This window comes from bacterium (genome assembly GCA_021157605.1).
Taxonomy (GTDB): Bacteria; Patescibacteriota; UBA1384; order JAGGWG01; family JAGGWG01; genus JAGGWG01.
The window spans coordinates 15,356-35,172 of sequence record JAGGWG010000016.1; the positions used below are offsets into that span (position 1 = coordinate 15,356).

15 protein-coding genes and 1 rRNA gene are annotated in these 19,817 nt (G+C 38.6%); all 16 read left to right on the plus strand.

Annotated elements, in window-relative coordinates; all coding sequences use genetic code 11:
• Nucleotides 1–8: 8 nt before the first annotated feature.
• Nucleotides 9–584 (plus strand): hypothetical protein, encoded by a 576-nt coding sequence (locus tag J7K05_02275; protein MCD6194997.1) that lies wholly within the window; start codon nt 9–11, stop codon nt 582–584.
• Nucleotides 584–1,759, plus strand: coding sequence for a hypothetical protein (locus J7K05_02280; protein ID MCD6194998.1), 1,176 nt, complete (start codon nt 584–586; stop codon nt 1,757–1,759). Before J7K05_02275 ends, J7K05_02280 begins: the two co-directional genes overlap by 1 nt.
• Nucleotides 1,710–3,053 (plus strand): O-antigen ligase family protein, encoded by a 1,344-nt coding sequence (locus J7K05_02285; protein MCD6194999.1) that lies wholly within the window; start codon nt 1,710–1,712, stop codon nt 3,051–3,053. Before J7K05_02280 ends, J7K05_02285 begins: the two co-directional genes overlap by 50 nt.
• Nucleotides 3,019–4,119, plus strand: coding sequence for a glycosyltransferase family 4 protein (locus J7K05_02290; protein MCD6195000.1), 1,101 nt, complete (start codon nt 3,019–3,021; stop codon nt 4,117–4,119). The genes J7K05_02285 and J7K05_02290 overlap by 35 nt, the downstream gene beginning before the upstream one ends.
• Before the next feature lie 38 nt (nt 4,120–4,157).
• Complete coding sequence (locus J7K05_02295) at nt 4,158–4,919, plus strand: WecB/TagA/CpsF family glycosyltransferase (protein ID MCD6195001.1); 762 nt, start codon at nt 4,158–4,160, stop codon at nt 4,917–4,919.
• Entirely contained in the window at nt 4,916–6,298 is a 1,383-nt protein-coding gene (locus J7K05_02300; GenBank protein ID MCD6195002.1) for a sugar transferase, read from the plus strand. Before J7K05_02295 ends, J7K05_02300 begins: the two co-directional genes overlap by 4 nt.
• Nucleotides 6,299–6,334: 36 nt before the next feature.
• Nucleotides 6,335–7,396, plus strand: coding sequence for a glycosyltransferase (locus J7K05_02305; GenBank protein MCD6195003.1), 1,062 nt, complete (start codon nt 6,335–6,337; stop codon nt 7,394–7,396).
• Between the two features lie 84 nt (nt 7,397–7,480).
• The gene (locus tag J7K05_02310) at nt 7,481–9,391 is read left to right on the plus strand and encodes a DUF4012 domain-containing protein (GenBank protein MCD6195004.1); all 1,911 of its coding nucleotides are present in this window, start codon (nt 7,481–7,483) and stop codon (nt 9,389–9,391) included.
• A 57-nt stretch (nt 9,392–9,448) separates the two neighbouring features.
• Complete coding sequence (locus J7K05_02315) at nt 9,449–10,129, plus strand: L,D-transpeptidase (protein MCD6195005.1); 681 nt, start codon at nt 9,449–9,451, stop codon at nt 10,127–10,129.
• A gap of 109 nt (nt 10,130–10,238) precedes the next feature.
• Complete coding sequence (locus J7K05_02320; GenBank protein MCD6195006.1) at nt 10,239–12,167, plus strand: translation initiation factor IF-2; 1,929 nt, start codon at nt 10,239–10,241, stop codon at nt 12,165–12,167.
• Between the two features lie 3 nt (nt 12,168–12,170).
• Nucleotides 12,171–12,866, plus strand: a complete 696-nt coding sequence (locus tag J7K05_02325; protein MCD6195007.1) for a diadenylate cyclase — start codon at nt 12,171–12,173, stop codon at nt 12,864–12,866.
• A 63-nt stretch (nt 12,867–12,929) separates the two neighbouring features.
• Nucleotides 12,930–13,982 carry a HEAT repeat domain-containing protein gene (locus J7K05_02330; GenBank protein ID MCD6195008.1) on the plus strand — a complete coding sequence of 351 codons (1,053 nt, stop codon included), beginning with the start codon at nt 12,930–12,932 and terminating at the stop codon, nt 13,980–13,982.
• 298 nt (nt 13,983–14,280) lie between these two features.
• A 16S ribosomal RNA gene (locus J7K05_02335) occupies nt 14,281–15,842 on the plus strand.
• A gap of 223 nt (nt 15,843–16,065) precedes the next feature.
• Nucleotides 16,066–16,461, plus strand: a complete 396-nt coding sequence (locus J7K05_02340) for a hypothetical protein (protein MCD6195009.1) — start codon at nt 16,066–16,068, stop codon at nt 16,459–16,461.
• Nucleotides 16,451–18,883 (plus strand): ATP-dependent Clp protease ATP-binding subunit, encoded by a 2,433-nt coding sequence (locus J7K05_02345; GenBank protein MCD6195010.1) that lies wholly within the window; start codon nt 16,451–16,453, stop codon nt 18,881–18,883. Before J7K05_02340 ends, J7K05_02345 begins: the two co-directional genes overlap by 11 nt.
• A 256-nt stretch (nt 18,884–19,139) precedes the next feature.
• Nucleotides 19,140–19,808 carry an Hsp20 family protein gene (locus J7K05_02350; GenBank protein MCD6195011.1) on the plus strand — a complete coding sequence of 223 codons (669 nt, stop codon included), beginning with the start codon at nt 19,140–19,142 and terminating at the stop codon, nt 19,806–19,808.
• Nucleotides 19,809–19,817 lie beyond the last annotated feature (9 nt).

Genomic DNA, 19,817 nt, shown 5'->3' on the forward strand with positions numbered 1-19,817 from the left:
ATAAAAATGTGAGTAAAAAGAGTTTTTGGCAACACCTTTGTTCTTATCCTATTTTTAGGGTTTTTCTTGTAGCTTTTGTTTTGGGGTTTACTGTTTTTGTTGTTTCTTATTTTTTGCCTGCCAAATACTGCTCTGAAGCCAAGATTTTGATTCGTTTAGAAGATAAAACTTTGGATTCTTATAGAATCTCTGAGACTACAAATCGCAATGCCTTGGTGGTTAAAGAGTTGGTGCAAACTAAGGATTTTATACGGGAGGTTTTTCATCAGGCCGGATTAAAAATTAATGAAGAAGAGCTGTATGATGGTTATTCTGATGATATCACTGCTAGTGCAGTTAAAGGTTCGCCTGTGGTTACTCTTTCGGCTTGTGGCAGTTCAGCTTCTTTAGCTCAGCGGCTAAATCAAAAGTCTTTAGAGGTTCTACAGAGTCGTATTGGCTCTATTTTAGATAAAGTAAAAATTGAGGTTGTTGATCCTCCTACCTTACCTCCTAAGCCTGTTTTTCCGCGTCCCCTTTTTCAGGCAGCAGCAACTTTTATATTAGTGGTTCTTTTGGGGATCCTGTATTATATTAGTGTTTGATGAAAAAGGTTTTATTTTTGGTTCGTTCTCTCAAAGAAGCGGAGTTGTTTTCCAAAACAGCCACTTTTTTGAGAGGAGAAGAAAGTTTTTTCTTGGCTTTGCGGCTTGATGTTTACTTGCGTCTAAAACTTCAAGGCAAAAAAGTTTTCTGGCTGGGCAGAGGTTATAAAAAAGGGAAAGTGGCAAAAAAAATGGCTCGTTTTGATGTTGTTCGATGGCTGCAAGCAGGGGGGAAATTAGGCCAAAGGTTTTGGGGGCGTTTGGCTTTTAAAAAATGTAGAATAGATTCTTTCTTAAAGCGCATCAAGCCTCATCTAATAGTTTTATGGAATGGTTTTTATTTTGAAGGGCAGATGTTGTGTTCTCGTTCTCCTTGTTTATTTGTTGAAAATGGTTTTTTGCCAAAAACATTACAGGTTGATAGCAGAGGTGTAAATTTCTTTTCTTCCTTGCGAAAAAGCAGGCTATTCAGGCAACCTAAATCTTTAAATTCCAGACTTCATAAAGAGATTCAGCAACAGAGTTATTGTGTTCCAAAGATAAAAATAAGAGATTTGGCAGGAGAGTGGTTATTTGCTCCAAGGGTGGGGAGAGCCCGTTTTTTGTTTTCCATTTTAAAAGGTTTGTGGCGTTATATCCACTGGAAGGAAAAGAAAGTTCCTAATGATTTTTGGCTGGTTGTTTTACAACAGGATAGAGATTCGCAACTTCTTTTTTTCTCCCCTTATTTTTCTAGCAAAGAGGAGTTTGTCAAAGCAGTTTTAAAATATCTCCCTCCTGAGGAAAAAGTTGTAATTCGGGTGCATCCCAAAGATTTAGGACGCGAAGATTTTTCCTCTCTTATTGCTTTAACAAAAAAAAGAAAAGGGGCGTACTTAAGTTTAAAGGCTCCTTTGGGTAAACTTTTGTCAAAAAGCAAAGGGGTAATTCTTATAAACTCTACTACTGCTATTGAAGCTTTGAGTTTTTTAAAACCAGTATTCTGCTTGGGGCAGGCTTTTTATGATAGACTAAAGATGGTACGAAGAATCGATCCTTTGAAACTGAAAGCTATCAAACCTTTTGTTGTATCTGAAAAGGATGTAGAAAGGCTTCTTTATTATTTAAAAAGTCATTTGGTTATCAATGAGCCTCAGTATTTGGCCCAAAAAATTAAATCATTTCTTTCCTTATAAGAGAGGGGTTTTCCTGATTGGAGCAATTTGGCTTGTGATTGCCTGTGTTTTTTGGCCCTGGCCGCAGAGTGTTTTTGTTTTTGCTTCTTTTTTCTCTCTTTTTTTGTTTTTGGCAGATCCTTTTTATTTTCTTCTTTTTCTCTTTGCTTTTTTTCCTGTTTATAGTGGCTTGGGACAAAGTTGGCAGATAGATTTTGCTTCTTTTTCTTTTAATGCTGACGGTTTATTAAAGATGGCTTATGCTCTGCTGTTTGGTTTTTTATTTTTTATGCGGGGTCAAAGTCAAAGAATTAAAAAGAAGTTTTTAGGTGGCTTTTTTTTGTTTTTCTTGTTTATCTCTTTGTTTCGCCTTTACCCTAATTTTTTTCAGGCCGGGATTTCTATAGTGGTTTCTTTTGTTCTTTATTTAGGGGTTTATTTGTTGGTGTTAGATGAAGTTAAAACTCCAACAAGAGAGAGAAAGGTTTGGCAGGCTTGTGTTTTGGGGGTATTTTTGAATTTAGCTGTTTTTGGTCTGCAGTTGGTTGAAATAGGGATAGGTGATATTCTGGCTTTAAAATCAGGGGCAACAGGGTTTTTTTCTCATGCTGGAGCTATGGCGGATTATCTTTTGGTTTTGCTTCCTTTGTGGGTTCTTTATCCTTCTGCTTGGGGAGGGGTAGGGATTCTCTTTTCAACAGCGGCGATTTTTCTTTCTTTTATCAGAGCCTGCTGGGCAGGTTTAGTTGCTTTTTTTATTGCAGCCGGATTGTTCTTTAAGAACAGAATGATGTGGGTTGTTTTTCTAGTTTTTATTGCCAGTCTTTTTTTCTATGTTCCTGCTAGAGAGTACCTTCCTGTTTTAAATAAAGAACAGGCTGTTGTTGGTTCTTTTCAGGCAAGGGTTAAAATGTGGCAGGAGCTTTTTGGTACAATGAAAAAAGGCGATTGGTTATTTGGTAAAGGTTCTGGTTATAGTGTTAGCCATATAGCTAATAATCCTCTTTTTGGGGAGAGTAAGTATTTTGCCCCTCATGGATCTTGGGCAGAGGCGATAGTAGATTGGGGGATAGTAGGGGGGATAGTAATGCTTTTTCTTTTGTTGAAAATAGTTCATCTTTTTTTTGCCTCTCACTCACCTTGGGTGCGTTTGGTAGCTGCAAATAGCTTTTTCTTTTTGGTTATCAAAGGGGCGTTAGCCAGTTTGTTTTCTCTTACTGAAGTGCTTATTTACTTTTTTGTAGTTTTGGCTTTGGCTGAATTAAGGTTAAATAAAAATAATGAAGCAAAAACAGACTTTTTTGTGGGTAGCTAGTTTCCCTCCTCCTTTTGGTGGTCCGGAAGTTTTAGCCAAGGAGTTGTGTCGAGTATGGCGGAAAGAGAAGGTGGGTTTTTATTTAGTTGATATTTCCAAACCTCGCCTTTCTCAAGAAAGAGGGTTTTTTTCTTGGAAAAATTTTATCTGGGGGTTGCGAGATATTTTGAAGGTCTTGGCTGTTTTTATTTTGACTCCTAAGGTGAAAAGAGTCTATTTTAGTAATTTTGCCGGCTCTGTCTGGGCTTTTAGAAGGGATTTATGGTTTATAATTTTTGGGGTTTTGTGCCGCAAAAAGATGACAGCTCACATTCATTTAAAAGAACTAAGATTTGTTTATAGTTATTTGTTTAAATGGGAGAAAAAGCTTTTTCAAATTGTTGTTAAAAAAGTAGTTTTAATAGTTGTAAATCCCAAAGCCAGACGGGATGCTTTGTCTTTAAGGGCAAGAAAAGTAATTTTTTTGCCAAATGGAGTGGATAGCTATTTTTTTAAGCCTTATCCAAGCAAAAAAAAGTTTGATTTTCTTTTTCTTTCCCGTTTGCAGAAAAAGAAAGGATTTGATCTTTTTATTAAGGCTTTGCGAGTATTAAAAGGCAAGTTGAAGAATAAAAATAGAGAAATTAGAGTAGCTTTGGCAGGGGAAGAAAAACTGGGAAAATATTTGGCTAAATTAAAAAAAGAGCTTTTGCCTGAGATTAAAATTAAGTATTTGGGTGTAGTAGAAGGTAAAGACAAGCATAAGCTAATGCTTAAAAGCAGATTTTTGGTTTTTCCTTCTTTAGTAGATGCCTGTGCTTTGGTAGTTTTAGAGGCTTTAGCTAGTGGTTTGCCAACTATAAGCACTAATGAAGGGGCGGTGGAGTACTACTCTTGGGGCAGAAAAGAGGGGGTTATAAAGACAAAGAAGAGTGTTCGGGATTTAGCTTTTAAATTGAGTTTTGCTTTGGATTTGCATTTTAAAGATTACAGGCAGCTTTCTATTTCAGCCCGTCAAGTCATAAAGAAGAAAAAGTTGGATATCCGCAGAATGGCAAAAAGGTTAATTTTGTTAATAAATTCTTGAAGTTCTTGTATTATTAGGATTGTTCTAAACTTTTAAGCATGGCAATAAAAACATCTAAAACTCTTTCTTTTTGCGGGAATTTGTTTAAAGGTAGTTTGAGAAAGTTGATAGCAGAGATATTAAAAAATGAGAGGTCGCGGAGTTTTTTCTTTTTTAATATCCAGCATTATGTTTATTTTTGGCAAAACAAATCTCTTTCTCGCCCTGACATTTTTGTTGTAAATGATAGCCGGGTTTTTAACATATTGTGGCAGTTGTTGGGGAATAGTTTTTCTCTTATTCCGGGGTGGGATTTTTTGCCCTTGTTTTTGCGTCGGGCTGCTTTTTCTAAAAAAAAGCTTTATTTTTTGCTTACTAATGACAAAAAAGACACTTTTTCTTTTCTGCAAAACTTTCTAAAGAAAAACTTTCCCTCATTGTATTCGCGAATAGAGGGACAAACAATTCCTTACAGGCAGGTTGTTAAAGGCTCTTTTGATAGCAAGGAAATAATTACGCAGATAAACAAAAGTGGGGCAGATATAGTTTTGGTGGGTTGGGGAGCTCCTTTTGGGCAAAACTGGATTTTAAAGAATAGGAAAAAAATAAAGGCTCACTCAGTAATAGAGATAGGGGGGGCGGTGGATTTTTTGCTTGGTTTTAAAAAAAGACCACCTGATTTTTTAATTAAATTAGGTTTGGGGTGGTTTTGGCGTTTGCTTAAAGAGCCCTGGCTTTGGCGTCGTTATTTCTTGCACGATATCCAGATTTTACGCTATTTTATAATAGATATAGTTTGGAAATTTAAAAAACATAAATGACAAGAAAAAAAGAGCAGTTAGTTTATTATTTTGTGCCTTTGTTTTTGGACATTATTGCTTTGACTTCTGCTTTTCTTTTGGCGTATTTTTTACGTTTCAGCTTTTCACCCACAGCTTTGGGTTATGGATTTAAAATGCCTTTTGAAGAGTACTCGGAGTTTCTTTTTTTGTTAGTGCCTCTATGGGTAGTTGTATTTGCTTCTTTGGGGCTTTACACCATTGATTTTAAGGGCAGATTTTGGCCTGAGTTTGTCCGCATTCTTTTTGGTACTTTAGTCAGTGTGGTTTTGAGTTTGAGTATTATTTTTATGGCTAAGCGGACCGATTTTTCCCGCCTGCTTCTTATTTACCTTTGGGCAGTAAGTTTTATTTTGGTCTTTACAGAGAGGTTTTTGTGGCGTCTGGTTAGGATTTATCTTTTGAGTTTGGGTTTTGGCCAGAGACGGGTTTTGATTATTGGCAATAGCAAAGAGGCTCAACGCTTACAAGAAGTCTTTAATCATTTTCCCCATTTAGGTTATAAAGTGATGGAGATTGTGTCCCAAGACATTGATTTGCGCAAATTAAGGCTTAAAATAGAGAAATTAAAAATAAACGATATCGTTCAGGCTAAGGAGGAAATGGATACAGAGCTGGCCGAGTTTTTAGAAGAGTTGGCTCGGCAAAGGGGCATAAATCTTCATTTTATTCCTGATTTATATCAGATTTCTATTGCTAAAGTAGAGGTTGATTCTTATGGCGGCGTGCCGCTTTTGAGTGTTAAAAAAACCCCTTTGGAAGGATGGGGGCGGATTATTAAAAGGATTTTTGATATGTTAGTCAGCGCGGTCCTGCTTCTTGTTCTTTCCCCTTTATTTTTATTAGTTGCTTTAGCTATTAAACTTGATTCCAAAGGTCCAGTGTTCTTTCTTCAGACAAGAATGGGTCGGGATGGGGAGTTTACAATGTATAAATTTAGAACTATGGTGGCTAATGCCGAGGCTTTAAAAAAGAAACTTTTTAAGTTAAATCAGCGTCGGGGTCCTTGTTTTAAAATCAAAAATGATCCTCGTATAACCAGATTAGGAAAGTGGTTGCGTCGTTTTTATATTGATGAGTTGCCCCAACTTTTTAATGTTCTTAAAGGAGAAATGAGCTTGGTTGGCCCCAGACCCCATCTTCCTGAAGAAGTGGCTAAATACAAAAATCACCACAAGGAAATTTTAACTATTAAGCCGGGGATGACCGGTTTGGCTCAAATTTCAGGAGCAGCTGATTTGGATTTTGAAGAGGAGGTTCGCCTGGATACTTACTATGTACATAACTGGAGTTTTTGTCTAGATATTATTATTATTTTAAAAACTATCTGGGTGGCGGTTGTTGGCAAAGGAGCAGCCTAAAAGAAGACAAGATTAAACTAGCTAAAATTCATTTCTATGAAAATTGCCTTGGTCCATGAGTACTTAATTAAAATGGGGGGAGCAGAAAGGGTATTAATTGATTTTTTGGAAGAATTCGGTGATGTACCGGTATTCACTTTTTTGCTGGATAGAGAGAGATTGATATCTGTTTTAAAGAATAAGCCGAATATCTATCCTTCTTTTTTGCAACGCTACCCATTGTGGCGGCAGTTTTATCGTTTTTATTTTCCTTTGATGCCTCTGATAGCTGAAAGTTTGGATTTTTCAGGTTTTGATGTGGTTATTTCCAGTACCCACCAATTCATGAAAGGAATAATTGTTCCTCAAGATACACTTCATATTGCTTATATACACACGCCGACGAGATTTCTTTGGCTACAAAAAAAGCCTCGTTTTTTGCCCCAGCGCCTTTTCACCTCTTTAAGAGAGTGGGACTTTTTAGCAGCGCAAAGGCCGGATATTGTTGTAGCTAATTCATATAATGTTGCCCATCGTATTAAGAAGTTTTACAGACGCAAAGCCGAAGTAATTTATCCAGCAGTGAGGACAGATAACTACTTTATTTCTCAGCCAAAAGATTACTTTTTGCTTGTTTCCCGTTTAGAGCCTCATAAAAAAACAGAAATAGCGGTAGAGGCATTCAAAGAACTTCCTTTTAAGTTAAAGGTGGTTGGTACTGGTTCAGAGTATAAAAAGCTTAAAAAAATGGCTCAAGGCGCAAGAAACATTGAGTTTTTGGGTTTTGTTCCTGATCAGGAATTAAAGAGGCTTTACTCTTCGGCTTTAGCTTTAATCTTTCCTCAGGAAGAGGATTTTGGTTTGGTGCCATTAGAATCTCAAGCTTCAGGCAGACCGGTCATTGCTTTTGCTAAAGGCGGGGCTTTGGAGACTGTTAGAGGGGGGGAGACAGGGCTTTTCTTTAAGCCCCAAACCCCTCAGGCTTTAAGAAAGGCAGTGAAAGAATTTAGGAGCCAAAGTTTTAATCCTCGAAAAATAAGGAAGTGGTCAGAGAGGTTTGATGTTGAAGTTTTTAAACAAAAATGGAAAGAGCTTTTAGATGAGGTTCTCAAACGTTAAGCATGAAGTAGCTGGGAACTATTTTGGAAAATTGTTCTAAAAAATTCGGTTCGGAGGAAGCTTATTCTCTGCTATACTAAAACAATGCCCCGTAAACATTTAGATGGCATTATTGGGCCTGTTTTTCAATCTGCTAAAGAGGTGGACTGGGCTGAGGTTAGAGGAGAGTGGGAAGAGTTAACAGGCAAAAAACTCCATTTTTCGTTTTGGCAAGGATTTTTATTTTGGCTTATTTTGGTGGGATTGTTTGTTTATTTGCAGGCTGGTTTTTTTGGTCTCTATTTCTCCCGTCCTTATTTAGAACAAAAAGTACAGGAGGCAAAAGCAGCTATTCAAGGTGTTGATTTAGAGCAAACAGATTTAGGCGAGATTTTACAGGCAGAGAACTCCTTTAGTGATTTAAAGCAGGCTTTAGTGAAAAAAGGCCAATTTTTTGTTTTTCTATCTTACAATCCTTTATTTCAAGACAAGGCGGTTGATCTCTCTCGTACTTTATTGGTTTTTGAAAAAGCAGAAATCTTAAAGCAGGCGATTTTTGATTACTCTTTTGACAACCCAACAAGATTAAAACGGGATCTTAGATTAGGGGTTTGGAATTTAAAAGAGATGAAAACCCTTATAGGCTTAATAAAAGCCCAAGAGATTGCTCCTTATAAGGGAAAAGTAAGAGGAGGGATAGAAAAGGCAGAAGAGGTTTTAGAGTTTGCTAACAGACATTTTAATAGCTTGGCTTGGTTTTTTGGATTAGATCAAGAACGGCATTATTTGCTTCTTTTTCCCAACAACAAAGAGGCGAGAAATTGGGGTGGTTTTTCTGGTACTTACGGCGAGCTTAAACTAAACGGAAAAGATTATTCTTTATTTGTGAAAGATATTTACTATTTAGACTATCTATTGCGAGGGCATAGTGAATTAAAAAAGCCGGTTTTGGCCAACTCTGTACCTCTTTCTCTTTATCCTGACCAGAAAATTTTTCCTGAAAAAAAATGGGATTGGTATGTTTTGCGCAATACCCCAACTTCTTTAGACTTTAAAACTAATGCTCAAAGAGCAATATGGGTGTATGAAAACATTCATAAGCAAAATCAAGTAGATGGTTTAATTGCTTTAACTCCTGATTTAGTTATTTCTTTTTTGGATATTGTTGGTCCTATTTCTATGCCTGATTATGGAGTCAATGTTAGCGCTGACAACTTTAGAGAGGTTATTGAGTATAAAGTTGAGGTAGACAATCCTTTTAAAAGGGGGGATCGCACTAAAGATCCCAAACAGATTTTGAGAGATTTAGCTCCTAAACTTTTAGAAAAACTCAAGAAAGCTGATTTGCAAACCAAAATTAAGATAGCGCAGGCTCTTTTGGAGAACTTAAATAAAAAACAGGTTCTCTTATATTTTGAAGAAAAAGGGCTTCAGGATTTGGTAGAAGAGTATAATTGGGGTGGTCGCCTAAATTCCTATCCTTATGATTATATAGCGGTTTATAATACTAATCTTAACGGCAGAAAAAGTTCTTTAAGCATTAAACGTGAGTTAGCTCTTTATTCACATATTTTTTCTTCAGGATTGGTCAAGAATCGTTTGGAGCTCACCTTTTCTCATGAGGGAGAATGGAAGGAATTAAATGGTGGTTTTATTGAGGGAGATGTAGAAGATTTGGTAGAAGTAGTTTTACCTAAAGGAGTAATGCTAAAACGTGTTTTAAAAGGCAAGGAGGAGTTTACAAATCAGATTAAAGAGAGCAGTGAGGGAGACAAGACTATTTTCTTTTTCAAATTTCACTTTAATCCCGGAGAAAAAATGCATTTTGTTTTTGAATATACCTTGCCTCAATTAGTTCAAAAAAAATGGGGTGTGCTTTTCCAAAAACAACCAGGCCAGAAAGCAACTAAATTTTTATACCAGATTGAATCAGATAAGCCAATCAAAAAGTTAGGAGAGGGGATTGGTGGTTGGCAGAGTTTAGATTTAGACAGGGAATTTGTCCTTGAGTTTTAGAGTTTTATTTTTGTCCTGCTTGATTATTGGGTTGTTTTGTGCTATAATATAGGAGTTGTGATAGAGAAAGGAGGGAGAAATTTGGGCGGTTTGGTTTCAGATACAGCTGATGTTTCTGGAGCTCTGGTTCATTTTTATCCTCTTATTTGGCGTAAAGGGTTGTTTTTGAGTTTGGGTCTAACTGTTATATTGGCTGCCTTTTTTTCTTTGGTTTATTTTCAGGTTTTGTCAGCTGATAGTTTAAAAAACTATAGCTCTTTGGACTTTGGTCTAGTTTCTACTGCAGCGCAAAATACATACTACAGCCAAAAGCAGGCTTTAGCTTATCAGACTTTTCCTCAAATAGAGATTCTAAACTCCAAAAAGATTGTCATTGATGTTTCAGAGCAGATGTTTTATTGCTACGAAGGGGAAGAGTTAATTAAAAAGTTTGTTACTTCTACTGGTAAACCTTCTACCCCTACTAAAATCGGCAGTTTTAAAGTTTTGGACAAATATCGTATGGCCTATGGTGGAGCCAATGGGCAGTATTGGGCTATGCCTTACTGGTTAGGTATTTATTATGCAGGAAATACAGAAAACGGCATCCATGCTCTTCCTTATATCAATGGAGTCAAAGAGAGCACTCGTTCTTTAGGAAGAATGGTCTCTCATGGTTGTATTCGTTTGGCTGACGAAAACGCAGTTTGGGTTTATAATTGGGCAGATATAGGTACTCCGGTAGTAGTGCAGTGGTAAGATTAGAATAGGCTGTAAAATCAGGACAGGTTTTAGTTGAGGGCTTTTACTTGTTATTTGTTCTCTTTTCCCTTATAATTTGTAAAGCTTTGCTAAAGCTAATTTTTTTATGGCTGTTCCTTTTTCTGTAATTGCTAAAAAGTTAAAAATAGAAGGGCCCCGACTCCGTCGGGCTTTGCGGCATTTGGAAATTAAAGGCTTAGACCCTAAAGCTGACTTTTTTAAAAAGGAGGTTGCTCAGGAAATTATTCAGGCTTTGCTTCCCAAGAAAAAGGCGCCTATAAAAGTAAAAAAAATGGAAGGGGAAAAAAAGACAAAAAAAGACAAAGAAGAAGTTCTTTTGCCTTCTTCTGTTCGGGTTAAGGATTTGGCTGGTTTGTTGAAGATTCCGGTTACTGATCTTTTAAAAAAGCTTTTAAAAGAAGGTGTTTCTGCTAATCTAAACCAAAGTTTAGACTTTGAAACTGCTTCGCTAATAGCTGAAGATTTTGGTAAAAAGGTTGGGTTGTTAGAAGATGAGGCAAAAGAAGAAGAGGAAGTAGTTGAAAGGGGTGAGCCGCGGCCGCCCATTGTAGTGATTTTGGGTCATGTTGATCATGGAAAGACTTCTTTGCTTGATTATATCCGCAAAACCAAAGTAGCTCAGAGGGAATCAGGAGGCATTACCCAGCATATTGGCAGCTACCAAGCAGAGATTGATTCAGAGGGAGAGAGGCGCCAGATTACTTTTATTGATACTCCGGGTCATGAGGCTTTTTCTAAATTGCGTTCTTTGGGGGCAAAAGTAACTGATCTGGCGGTTTTGGTTGTCGCTGCTGATGACGGGGTCAAACCTCAGACTGTTGAGGCAATTGATCATGCCAAATCAGCCGGGATTCCTATTGTGGTGGCTGTAAACAAAATTGACAAAAAAGGAGCTGATCCCGAAAAAGTAAAAAAAGAGTTAGCAGAAAATGGGCTTTTACCAGAGGAGTGGGGAGGAACAACCCCATTGGTAGAGATATCAGCTAAGACAGGGAAAAATATTGATGAGCTTTTAGAGCTGATAGTTTTAACCGCTGATCTAAGTGATATTCAGGCTCGATACGAGGGTATGGGAGAAGGAGTGGTGATTGAATCCCATATAGAGCGTGGCAAAGGATCGGTAGCAAGCATAATTTGTCGACAGGGCCAGTTTAAAAAGGGAGATATTGTTGTGGCTGGAGGTGCCTGGGGTAGGATAAAACGTATAGAAAATGAGAGAAAAGAGGTGAAGGAGAAGCTTTTGCCTTCAGAACCGGCTTTGGTTTTTGGTTTTAAATCTCTTCCTCGGCCCGGTTCCAAAGTTAGAGTGGTAAAAGGTGAAAAAGAAGCCAAAGATAGAGCTGAGGCTTGGGAAAGAGAGATGAGAGAAAGGGGTTTTGCCCAGAGTCTTTACTCAAAAGTTAGAGGAGAAAAAATTCTCCCTATTGTTCTTAAGGCTGATGTTCAGGGAAGTCTTGAATCTTTAATGTCTTCGTTGGAAAAACTTAAATCTGATAAAGTTAAGGTTAAGGTTGTTCATTCAGGGGTAGGAAATATCTCAGAGTCTGATATTTATTTAGCTTTGGCTTCCTCTGCTTTGATTTTGGGCTTTAGGGTAAAATCTGATTTAGCTGCTCAGCGGCTGGCTGAACAGCGGCAGGTAAAAATTCTCACTTTTGATGTTATTTACGATTTGCTTAATGAGTTAGAAAAAATTCTTGCTGATATTTCTGCACCTAAAGAAAAAGAAGTCAAAACCGGTGAGGCGGAAGTAATCAAGCTTTTTAAAGGAGGCAAGGTTCAGATTTTAGGGGCGCAGCTCAAAAAAAGTTTGATTAAAGTTGGTGATAAGGTCAAAATTTTTAGAGACAATAAAGCTATAGGGATGGGTGAAGTAAAATCTCTAAAAATTCTCACTAAAGATAAAAAAGAGATAAAAGAGATAGGAGCCAAATTCGGTTTAGGTTTAGAAAGTAAAACAACAGTTAAAATAGGGGATAGAATTGTAGCTTTCGCTATAGAGAAAAAAATCTAAATTATGGAGTTATTTTTTTGGTTTAAAATCTATATTTTGGGAGCATTGGTAATTTTTTGGTTGATATTTTTAGGATTAGAAAGATCCCTTTTTTGGGCTACAGTCTTTCTTTTTGGAGCTACTATTTGGACAGGTCTTTTTTTTGAGTCAATGTTTATTTATTTTTTACTCGTTTTTGTTTTAGAAATCTGGGTAGTAGTTTTAATTTATCAGGAAGAGATAAGGCGTTTTTTTAAAAAAAGCAGCTCCGCGCCTCTTTACTCTTCTGTTGCCAAAGAGATTGGAGATTTTTTGGAGTTTGCTTTGCGCAATAAACTTTGTGGCATACTGGTTTTTAAACGTAAAGATGACCTAAAGGCTTTTAAGGAAACAGGGGAGTTGATTAGGGCTAAAGTTGATGCTTTAGTTTTGAGCCAGTTTTTTGCCCCTGATTCATTATTTAAAAGCAAGGCTGTTATTGTTGAGGGTGAAGAGGTAGTAGCGGTTAATTGTGTTTTGCCTCAAACAGGCCCTCGTTATTTAGACAAAATAGAGCAAAGCGCTTTTGCTCTTTCTCGGATTAGTGATGCTTTAATTGTGGTTTTTAAGGAAGGGAAGTTGACCCTTTTCTTAGAGGGAAGTCGGACCAAAACTACTCCCCAACGAATAGGGGCGATTCTAAAGACATTGCGTTCAGGACAAAAAATTAGGGTTGTTTAATTTCGCTTTTGTCTCAAAAATTAAGGTGCTATAATAAAATTAAGGTGCTATAATAAAGTTGTAATGTCTAATTTTCTTTCTCCTTTTGAAGATTTTGGCTTTTTGCCTGAAGAAAAGGGGCTGGAGCCTAAACCTAAAGATTTAGGCGGAGTAATTAGTTCTAGAGTTATTACTTTACTAAAGCAAAAACTGAACTCTTCTAAGAAATCAGAACGTCTGGCAGCAGCTTGGGAGTTAGCAAAAATAAAAAATCCCAAAGTGCTTCCTCTTTTAAAAAAGGCTCTCTTTGCTGAAGACGACAAAGAGGTTCTTTCTGAGTTAATTTCTGCCTTTGTTCATTATCCAGAGAAGGAGGCTGTTTCTGAATTAGCGCGTTTTGTTTTTCAGTGTCAAGATTCGGATTTGCGAAAAAAAGCAGTTTGGGTTATGTCCCATTTTGACTCTTCTAAAACAGCTTTGGAGGCTTTGCGCAATCTTTTATTAACTGATCCGGATGCGGAAGTGAGAAAGGAAGCAGCTTTTGCTTTAGGGGAAATTGCCAATACCGAAGCTTTATCAGCTTTAAAAGAAGCGCTTTTAAGTGATGAGAACGTTAAAGTCAGACAGATGGTGGTTTGGGCTTTAGGAGGATTAAAGCAAGCAGGGGAGGAGTATTTAATTAGGGTTTTACATGAAGATTCTTCTCTCTTTGTGAGAAGAGAATCAGCTTGGGTGTTAGGGAAAGTGAAGTCTCGTCGCGCCGTTGGAGAATTGATTGAGGCTTTAAAAAGAGAAAGCTCTCAGTTGGTTTTAGAGATTATTCTTTGGGCTGTGGCTGAGATTTCTCCCAAATCTCTTTCGCGGCTTCAATTTGTATTGGAGAAAGAATATGCAGAAAAGATTAAAGCTGAGTATATTTGGCTGTTGGGGAAATATAACCAAAAGAGTTTATTAAAAAAGCTTCTTCGTTTGTATCCCGGCTCATCTGTGAAGGTAAAAAAAGCTTTTATTTGGTCCTTAACGCAAGCAGGAGGAAGAATAGCTCCAAGATATCTTCGCCAATGGTACAAATTGGAGAAGAAAAAATCTTTAAAAGAGAAAATTTTGTGGGCAATGGGGCAAAAACAAGGCAAATAGTTTATCTTAAGAACTTGCCGAGAATGGAAGATTTTTCTCTTGACAGAGTTTCTCTTTGGTTTACAATAAGTATTGCTCTCTAAATAAGTACCTTTAAAAAATAAACAGCAATGTTTTTGTTTAGTTCTTTCTATCGCTTCTGGGCTCTATTTGAGAAGAGTTTGATCCTGGCTCAGGGTGAGCCCTGCCTGCCTGACGGTAGGCAGGCCTGTCGGCAGACAGGGCTGGCGGTCGCCGCCAGCGCCTTTTTGCCGATTAAGGTGAGGGTTTCCCCTTAAGTACCAGGATGTCTCTTCTATTTGAGAAGAGTTTGATCCTGGCTCAGGGTGAGCGCTGGCGGCGTACCTAATGCATGCAAGTCGAGCGGTCCCGTCTTTGGCGGGGTAGCGGCAGACGGGTGAGTAACGCGTGGGAACTTGCCCCTGTCACGGCCATAACCCACCGAAAGGTGGGCTAATAGCCGATAGTGTGGAGGTTAAAATCTTCACTAAAGATGCGGTTTTCCGTGTCGGACAGGGAGAGGCCCGCGTCCTATCAGCTTGTTGGTGAGGTAATAGCTCACCAAGGCAATGACGGGTAGGGGGGCTGAGAGGCTGTTCCCCCACATCGGAACTGAGACACGGTTCGGACTCCTACGGGAGGCAGCAGCAGGGAATATTGCGCAATGGGCGAAAGCCTGACGCAGTGACGCCGCGTAAGGGATGAAGGCCTTCGGGTTGTAAACCTTACTAGTCCGTAAGCAAATCTTGAGCTGCGGACGAAAGCCCTGGCTAACCACGTGCCAGCAGCCGCGGTAATACGTGGAGGGCGAGCGCTACCCGGATTTATTGGGCGTAAAGGGCGCGTAGGCGTCCTGCCAAGTTTCTTGTTAAATACCAAGGCTCAACCTTGGGTTAGCGGGAAAAACTGGCAGGATAGAGGACAGAAGAGGCAACCGGAACTCGCGGTGTAGGGGTGAAATCCGTTGATATCGCGAGGAACGCCGAAAGCGAAAGCAGGTTGCTATTCTGTTTCTGACGCTGAGGCGCGAAAGCGTGGGTAGCGAACCGGATTAGATACCCGGGTAGTCCACGCCGTAAACAATGGACGCTAGCTGCGGGGAGAGTCGGCCCTCTTCGTGGCGCAGGTAACCCGTTAAGCGTCCCGCCTGGGGAGTACGGCCGCAAGGCTAAAACTCAAAGGAATTGGCGGGGGCCCGCACAAGCGGTGGAGCGCCTGGTTTAATTCGACGACAAGCGAAGAACCTTACCAGGGTTTGAAATCTTGCCGTATGTTCTTCCCGAAAGGGAGGAGCCTTCAGGCAGGACAGGTGCTGCATGGTCCTCGTCAGCTCGTGCCGTGAGGTGTTGGGTTAAGTCCTCGAACGAGCGCAACCCTCACCCTTAGTTATACGTGTCTAAGGGAACTGCCTGCGCAAGCAGGAGGAAGGAGGGGATGACGAGAGATCAGCATGGCCCTTATGCCCTGGGCGACACAGGCGCTACAATGGTTGGTACAAAGGGCAGCGAAGCCGTAAGGCGGAGCTAATCTTTTAAAGCCAGCCCCAGTTCGGATCGGGGTCTGCAACCTGACCCCGTGAAGCTGGAATCGCTAGTAACCGTGAATCAGCCACGTCACGGTGAATACGTTCTCGGGCCTTGCACACACCGCCCGTCACGTCACGGAAGCTTCGAGTGCCGGAAGCCCCGCCACTTTTGGGGTTTAGGTGTTTTTTAGGATCTTGAGTCTTGCAAAAAGAATGGTACAAAGTCTTAGTTTTCTCTAGACCCTAAAAGTGGCGGGGTCATGGCAAGCGAAGTGACTGGGACGAAGTCGTAACAAGGTAGCCGTAGGGGAATCTGCGGCTGGACCTCCTCCTTAGTTTTAGATAGTCGACCTTGGGTTTTTCCAAGAAAGTTGTCAGCCTTACAGCTTGACTTTGGCTCAAAGCTAAGCTGTGGGTTGATTAGTTGAGAGCCCAGAGGCGGTAGAAAGGGCTAAATAGATAGTTTTAAAGGATCTCAGAATTTTCCAACCCCTCTTTTAGGTTTTTTGATATTCTTAGTTTCTTTTTTTGTGTTATAATTTATATTGAGGGGCATTAATGGAAACTTCTTACTTTGGATTTTGGTTTTTTTGGTATAAAACTGTTCCCAGAGAGATAGTTTTTTATTTTAAAATTCTCTACCTAAAGCTTTTAGACAGCTTTTCTATTCCTATAATTATTCGTACTTTTTTTGCTCCTTGGAAAAGAGATGAAGTTTTTGTTGAAAATGCTCCCTTGAATATACGGATATATGTTTGGGTGGGCAATTTGATTTCTCGCTTAATAGGGGCGTTTTTGCGTTCAGCTGTTTTTTTAGGTTTTGTTGTTGTTATGGTTTTGTGGGTTGTGGCGCTAATCAGTGTTCTTTGTTTTTGGCTCTTTTATCCTTTAATTGTTTTATTCTTAGGTGTTGCCGCATTATTTTATTTAGCTAAAGGACTTTATGTTGCCTAAAGATAACCACATAAATTTTAATCGTTCCTACCTTTCCTTATTAGACAAGGTGGAGAAACAGATCCAGAAACCGCTTTTTAGATTTTTAATTTATCTTCTTACTTTTATTGGAGCAGGGGGGATTTTTTATCTCTTAATAGGAATCTGTTTTTGGCCTTCTGATACTTATCTTGGTTTAGCTTTGCTTGCCCTTTTGTTTTTTGTTCTTTTAGAGGGTTATCTTGGTTATTATGGCTTTTTGAAAAATTATATTGGAAAGGTTCATTTTCATTCAGCTAATCTTGTAGATTATCTTAATTTGAATCTCTATCGTATCTTCAGAGAAGAATCTGAAAATATAAGAGTGCCGGAGTTGATGTTAAGGCTGATGCAGGAAAAAAAGGTTTTGCTTTTTTTGCAGCGTTTGGAGCTTTCCCCTTCGTGGCTAAAAGAGATTTTACTCAAAGAGAAAGAGCCTCGCTTTGCTTTAAAAAATCTTTTAGAAGAGAGTTTGGCTTTGGCTTTTTCTTTAGGAGAAAAACGGGTGGATGAGCTAATAGTTTTTTTGCTTCTTTTAGAAATCTTCCCTTTGACAGCTTCTATCCTACATCGTCAGAGAATAGAGAGAAAAGATTTGATTTTGCTTTATCGTTGGTTTAAAAATAAAAAAAGCAAAAAGATTTTTCAGGTTAGATTTACTGGTGGTATTGCCCGTGACTGGACTATAGGTTATTCGCCAATACTGGATCGTTTTGCTGTAAATTTGGCTTATCTCAAGACGGCTGAGTGGGAAACCTTAGCTCACAGAGAGCTAAAAGAAGAGCTTGAAAATGTTTTGATTCAGAGCCGAAAAGGGAATGTGCTTTTAGTGGGCAAGCCGGGAATTGGCAAACGTTCCTTAGTGATTGCCTTGGCTCAAGATTTGAAAAAGGGGATCTGTCCTTTTTCTTTAGCTTATAAGCGTATTTTGGAGATTAAGATGGAACAGGTTTTGACCTCAGGTAAAGATGAGGCAGGCATCAGGTCTTTATTTGGGGAAATTTTAAATGATGTCTTTAGAGCCGGTGATGTAATTCTTTATTTTGATGATTTTTCTGTTCTTTGCGGAGGCGGCAGAGCTTTGGGTAAAGCCAACCTAATAGATTTGATTTTGCCCTATCTTAAGCACCCTGCTTTTCAAATAATTGCTTCTATTTCACCTGGGGATTATGAGCATTATATTGTCCAAAACCAATCATTGATGGAGAGTCTTAATTTTATTGAGATTAAGGAGCCAAATTACATTGAGAATTTTTTGATATTGGAAGGGGCAGCTTTGACTTTGGAGAGTAAAAGTCAGCTCTTTTTTAGCTATTTGGCTTTGCGTCAAATAATAGAGCTTTCAGAGCGTTATTTTTGGCAGGAGCCTTTTCCTATAAAATCTATCCATCTTTTAGAAAAGATTTCTCAAAAAGCTGTTGGCAGGGGTGTTGTTTTTATTACCAAGGAAACAGTAAGTAGGTTTTTTGAAGAGATAACTAAGATTAAAGTAGGTGAAGTAAGGGAAGAAGAAAAAACAATACTTTTACATTTAGAGGAGATTTTGCACGAGCGTATAGTTGACCAAAAAGAGGCAATAAAGCTTTTAGCTGAAGCTATCAGAATTAGGAGAGCAGGCATAAAGCAGGAACGCAAGCCAATGGGAAGCTTTCTTTTTCTAGGGCCTACAGGAGTAGGCAAAACTGAAACCGCCAAAGCTATAACTGAAGCTTATTTTGGTTCTGAAGGGGCGATGGTTAGATTTGATATGAGCGAATTTCAAAACAAAAAAGATGTTTACCGCTTTATTGGCCATTTTGAGACTAATTTTCCTGGTGAGTTGATAGAGGCAGTGAAACAAAACCCTTCAGGAGTAATACTTTTAGATGAATTCGAGAAGGCACATCCTGATATTTTGAATTTGTTTTTACAGGTTTTAGATGAAGGTTTTTTGACTGATGTTTTTGGCCAAAAGGTTTATTTTACCAACCATATTATCATAGCTACCTCAAGCGCTGGTTCTAACTATTTGGTAGAGTTGCTTAAAAAATACAAGAATTATAAGGAAGTTAGCAAGAAACTCGTTGATTACTTAATTCAAGAGAGAGTTTTTAGGGCAGAGTTATTGAATCGTTTTAACAAAGTGATAGTTTTTAAACCTCTCGGTCCCAAAGAGATTTACCAGATTGCTGAATTAAAATTGGCTAAGCTAAAGGAAGAGATTTACCGTTCCAAGAGGATTGAGCTAGAGGTGGCACCAGAAGTGTTGCAAAAATTAGCTAAAGCAGGTTTTAAACCTGAATTTGGCGCCAGAGAGCTAGAAAGGGTGATTAGAGAAAAGATAGAATCATTAGTGGCTCAAAAAATTATTCAGGGTCAGCTCAAAGCTGGTGCCAAAATTGTGATTCGAACAAAGGATTTGTAGTCTTAAATTTTTTCTCCAAAGACAAAGCTAACAACAGATCCCTTTCTGACAGCCTAGTCTTTATTACTGCCAAACCCAAAGAATCAGTCTATGACCTTATCCTTAAAGTTCTGAATAAATACTTTGGGTGGATGATTAAGAAGTTTGGGAGGTAAGAGTTGTTTGGCAGTACTCAAGATTTTGTCAAGGGGTTTTGTAGAGTAGGGGATGATTTTCTCTTGACAAAAATGTAAAGAAAACTTTACAATAGCATTTGATGGCTGATGAATTGAAAAAAAGACGCCAAGCTAAGGATTTAGCTCAAGAGAAGTTAGCAAGAAAGTTGGGTATTTCAAGACAAACATTGCATTCTTTAGAGACAGGGAAGTGTAAGCCTTCTTTGGTCCTTTTAGCCAAGATAGAAAATTTTTTTCAAACTTCTTGGCGGGATCTTTTCCCCAATATTGCTTCCCAGTATCCTTTAGCAATAAAAAAACAAACTAATCAAAATAATAAGGAGGGTTTTATGCGAAGAAGGGATTTTGAAAAATTTTTTGATTTTCACTTTCCTCATTTCAAAGACTTCTTTGCTTTGTCTTGGCCAGAAGTGTGGGAGAAGATGGGGTTTGTGGCTAGAGTTAATTTAGTTGATAAAGGGAGTTTTTTGGAGTTATTAGTTGATCTTCCCGGCTTTAAAAAAGATGAAACAGAGGTAGAAGTAATGCCCAGGGAAGTTTTGGTCAGAGCTAAGAGAAGAGAAGAGAAAAGAGAAAAGGCAAAAGGTGTGTATTATAATGAAGCTACAGCGGCAGAGGTTTCCAGAAGAATAGCTTTGCCATCTGAAATAGATCCTGACAAAAGCAAAGCAGAGTTAAAAGACGGTCGCTTAAGGGTTGTTTTACCTAAGCTCAAGTCTCAAGAATCAAGAACTATAAAGCCTGAGTAAAATGTGTTA